Below are 4,833 nucleotides of genomic sequence, written 5' to 3'. Positions count from 1 at the left end.
CATTAGCCCGAACTATTCTGGCGTAATTTGTACAGTACACAAACCCAAGAGCCAAGATGACATTTTCAATACCTGGGCCTAACGCTGCCACAAGTGCAATTGCTAAAAGCAATACGGGGAAGGATAAAACAATATCAACTATTCTCATAATGATGGTGTCAATCCATCCGCCGTAATATCCAGATATTAATCCCAGTGTTACGCCTATGAACATCGCTAATACAACTGATACTAACCCTACTTCAAGTGATACTCTTGCCCCATAAACAATCCTCGTAAACAAATCTCGGCCATATTGATCCGTTCCAAGAATGTGCCCGTCTTCCATTGGTTTTAAAAGTCGATCACTCATCACCATTTCATACGGGTCATGAGTAGCTATGATTGGTGCAAAAATGGCACAAATTACGACAATAAGAATAAAAATCCCGCCAATTAGAACCGATTTACTTTTTGTAATCAAATAAAGGGATTCTTTCCACTGAAAACCGTTTTTGGGGTCGTTTTTCGTTTTGTTCTCTGTTTGAACTTGATTCGATAGTTCCATCATCGCCCTCCTTATACTTGTTGGATTTTTGGATTGATAATGGCATATAGAATATCAACAATTAAATTGATCAATGCAAAAATTAAAGCAATCATTAACACACAACCTTGAACAACTGGGAAATCCCTCTGGCTGATAGCAGTAATCACTAGGCGACCAATTCCTGGCCAGGCAAAGACCGTCTCGGTTACAATCGCACCGCCAAGTAAATTTCCAAATTGGAGACCCACAATCGTCACTACTGGAATTAGAGCATTTCTGAATGCGTGTTTGATGATGACAACAAATCCTTTAACCCCTTTGGCTTCTGCTGTTCGGATATAATCTTCTTTTAGTACTTCCAGCATGGCAGAACGAACCATTCTGGTTATTAAAGCTGCACTCATGACACCTAATGTAAACGCAGGCAAAATTAAATGTTGGAAGCTATCTACAACATAGTAAAGATTTCCGGTTTGTATCGAATGTCCGATGGCTTCAAATAAAGGCTCGCCTCTTCCGAAAGAAGGCAGGACATTTAAATTTACTGAAAATCCAATGATGAGTAACAGCCCCATCCAAAAAACGGGCATAGAAACTCCAAGCTGTGCAAAGAACATACTCACATAATCCAGCCATGAAAATTGTTTGACTGCCGAAATGATACCTAATGGAATAGAAATGATTAATGCAATCAACATCGCAACAAGAGCGAGTTCAATGGTTGCCGGCAAATGCTTTGCAATTAAGGTAATGACAGGAGTATCTTGAAAAATGGATAATCCTAAATCCCCTTGAACTAAGTTTCTAAGAAAAACCATTAACTGAATATATAGAGGCTCGTTTAATCCCATGACTTCTCTTAATCGTTCAAGATCCTCAGGTGTTGCATCCTGGCCAAGCAGTGTCAATGCAGGATCACCCGGAATAAGATGAAGGAGGAAAAATACTAGAATCGATATTCCCAGCAATACTGGTATAAATTGTAGAAAACGTTTCATTATAAATGTTGCCATTCAGACCACTCCTGACTTTGAAGGAAGGGAAGGATAATCCTTCCCACTCTCCTCATTACAGTCTTTATTAATTTGATACTTCTGCATCCTTTAATCCATAAAAACTTCCGCTTGGATGAGCATTAAATCCAGTTACCTTTTTGTTATACATTGCAATATATCCCTGATATAAAAGGACATCATACGCTACTTCTTCTGTAACAATTTTTGCTGCTTCTTGATAAATCGTTGTACGTTCTTTTGAATCTAACGCTGTTCTACCCTTTTCAATTAAACGATCAACCGTTGGATTACTATATTTTCCGTAGTTACTTCCCCCATTGGTGTGGAATGGATTATAGAAAGAACGGTCAGGATCTACTAGATTTAGCCAGCCAACAAGAGCAATATCAAATTTACCTTCTGTTAAACTTGTGCTAAAAGTAGGCCATTCACTTGTTTTAACTTCTGTTTGAACCCCGTATTTGGTGAATTCATTTTGTAGAAATTCAACTGTTTGCATTCGATTTGGATCTTCACTATGGGTTGATAAAGTGATCGAAAGTTTTTTACCATCTTTATCTAGGATTTTATCTCCATCCGTATCTTCCCATCCAGCTTCTTTAAATAATGCAGCTGCCTTGTCAGGGTCATAAGAGAAACCCGAAATCGAATCATTATAAGCCCAGGACGCTGGAATGAGAGGTGACTTTCCTGGTTTATCCATTCCTTGATAGATATCATTGGAAATAACTTTTTTATTTACCAAGTACGAAATAGCCTGACGAACTTTTAAATCTGAAAGTATAGGATTTTTTTGATTGAAGTTTAAATAGGTAAAACCAAGTCCTTCCATTTCTTTTACTTCAAATTGATCATTTTCCTTTATTCTTTTAATATCTTGCGGTGAAAGTGGTGAATGAACTAAATCGATGTCTCCTGATTCCAAGGACGCAACTCGAGTTGAGTTGTCAGGAATAATAAAATAAGTTACCTTTTTGGTCTTTGGTTTTCCATTCCAGTAGTTTTCATTTGCTTCAAATGCAATTTTGCTATTTTTATCCCATTTCACCATTTTGTAAGGGCCTGTTCCAACTGGAGTATTTGATAGAGAATTATCATTCTTTTCACCAATATGCTTCGGAACGATTCCAATATCCATGTAACTTAATAGTGGTGCGGATGGTTCTTTTAAGGTAAACTTCACTTGGTGTTCATTAACAACTTCGACTGATTGAATTGGATCGTAAAGCGAAGCATAAGGTGCCTTGAAGTTTGGATCGATGAGGCTGTCATAGGTATACTTAACGTCTTCGGCTGTGAACGGTTCTCCGTCATGGAATGTTACATTTTCTCTTAAAGTAAAAATCCATGTGGTCGGATCAGGATTTTCCCACTTTGTCGCAAGAGCAGGTTCTGCCTCTAAATTAGCTGAAAGTCGAACAAGGCCGTCATAAACTAGTTCGGATACCCTTTTTGCAGATGTATCCTTGGAAAGACGCGGATCCATTGTACCTGCATCTACATCAAGACCAACCTTAATCTCATCTCGTTTAGCTACAGTATCTCCCTTATCAGGCTTACCTGAGCTGTTATTACTCGTAGGTTTATCGTAGGAGCAGCCTGACAGAATCACAGAGAAAATGACAGCAATAAAAAATATAAAAGAAAACCTATTTTTCTGTTTCAAATTATTTCTCCCCTTCTGATTGATTAATAGTTCTATCGATTAAACCCCTACAAAATCTAAATATTGCACCTCCTTACAGCACTTATTGAGAACTTCACAACCATGATCTGAAACAACCACTATATCTTCTATCCGAATGCCATATTGGTCCGGAACATATAATCCTGGTTCAATACTAAAGACCATTCCTGGTTTGATGACATCGTGGTTCTTTTGGTGGATAGATACACCCTCATGCAGCTCTAATCCAATACCGTGACCTGTTCGATGTATAAAATATTGCTCGTACCCCCATTTAGCAAATGATCGCCTAACGAATAAGTCGATTTCTGAAAATGCAACTCCTGGTTTTACCATTTCAATCGCCTTCATTTGTGTTTCCTTGACGATTTGATATAAATCTTCAAACTGTTGATTCTTTCTACCCAAGTAAAAGGTCCTCGTAATATCAGAACAATAATGGTTGAACAACCCTCCCATATCAATCAAAATGGGTTGATCTATCTGACATGTTTGATCTGATATAGTATGATGAGGATTCGCTGAATTCTTTCCGAACCCAATAATTGGTTTAAACGATAATTCATTTACTCCATGTTCCGCAAAGAAGCTTGCGATCGTACCTGCAACTTCTCTTTCCGTTGCAGGGAGATGCTGAAGTTGAATGATTTGATACATCACTGCATCTGCGATTCTAGCTGATTGTCTAAGAATATCTATTTCCTGTTCGTCTTTAATTTCTCTTAACTTTTCAACAACCGTACTTTTTTCTATTCTTATGGCTGGTAGTGCTTTTAATAAATCGATCAGATAGGAACATAACCAATTCTGATCAATCCCGAGCTTTTCATGGTTTGTAAAGTGTTCAGATAAAACTAGTAAGGGTTCCATTTCATCACTGTAGTAGACGATTTCAAGTTCATCTAAAATTGGAACTTGATCGGAAAACATCTGGTGAATGAATAATTTAACTTTTTTTCCCGGCGATACAAGCAGGACTGTCATTCTTTCTCCCGTATCTATGTTTGCACCTAATAGATACTTTAAGTTATAGCTTGAAGATATAACTAAGTGATCGAAATGATGGGATTCAGCCAGTTTTAAACATTTCAACATTCTTGTGTTATATGGTTCCACAATTAATCACTCCTTTTATTAAAAAATAAAAGACCAAGCCATGTCGAAATACACCTTCGAAAAGGTATGGTTTCGAACAGCTTGGTCTTAAAATTCTTGGGTATGAATAGGGGACGCCTATCCACTGAATTTTAGGCACGCTGGAATTTCTTTTATAAATTGAATATTGATTATATTTTAAGTATACTGAAAACTTTATTTAAATCAATATTTTTTTAATTAATTTTTTCAAAGTTCATTGATTTATAAATGGAATATTGATTATATGCATCCCGCATAGCAGATACAATTGCTTTTTTCCCCAAACCAAAATACCTTTTTTCAAACTTTTCAATAGGTTCCTCTATTCCCTTTTTTAAATCATGACCAGTCAAAATACTCTTAATAAAATCTGTACACATATTGGTGACAAATGTACATGAAGCATTTACTATACAATCAGTTTTTGGATCGATTTCAAACCCCACCCCCATTACCCCATAGAG

5 protein-coding genes are annotated in these 4,833 nt (G+C 36.9%); all 5 read right to left on the bottom strand.

Features of this window, described 5'->3' with window-relative positions; genetic code table 11:
- Window positions 1-547: ABC transporter permease (locus V7137_RS26260; protein ID WP_335700800.1), on the bottom strand; the 547-nt coding region annotated here is incomplete at its 3' end.
- A gap of 11 nt (window positions 548-558) precedes the next feature.
- Window positions 559-1,542, bottom strand: coding sequence for an ABC transporter permease (locus tag V7137_RS26255; RefSeq protein ID WP_335700799.1), 984 nt, complete (start codon window positions 1,540-1,542; stop codon window positions 559-561).
- Between the two features lie 67 nt (window positions 1,543-1,609).
- Window positions 1,610-3,211 (bottom strand): ABC transporter substrate-binding protein, encoded by a 1,602-nt coding sequence (locus V7137_RS26250; protein WP_335700798.1) that lies wholly within the window; start codon window positions 3,209-3,211, stop codon window positions 1,610-1,612.
- 39 nt (window positions 3,212-3,250) lie between these two features.
- Window positions 3,251-4,348 carry a M24 family metallopeptidase gene (locus V7137_RS26245; protein ID WP_335700797.1) on the bottom strand — a complete coding sequence of 366 codons (1,098 nt, stop codon included), beginning with the start codon at window positions 4,346-4,348 and terminating at the stop codon, window positions 3,251-3,253.
- 215 nt (window positions 4,349-4,563) lie between these two features.
- Window positions 4,564-4,833: DUF3870 domain-containing protein (locus V7137_RS26240; protein ID WP_335700796.1), on the bottom strand; the 270-nt coding region annotated here is incomplete at its 5' end.

This window comes from Neobacillus drentensis, from assembly GCF_036962765.1.
Taxonomy (GTDB): Bacteria; Bacillota; Bacilli; order Bacillales; family Cytobacillaceae; genus Neobacillus; species Neobacillus drentensis_C.
Note: the sequence above shows the minus strand (reverse complement) of the source record. Positions and strands in the feature narration are given on the sequence as shown.

Excerpts from the sequence above, each read along its gene's own strand:
- V7137_RS26255 (WP_335700799.1), bottom strand. The coding sequence starts at position 1,542 with ATGGCAACATTTATAATGAAACGTTTTCTACAATTTATACCAGTATTG.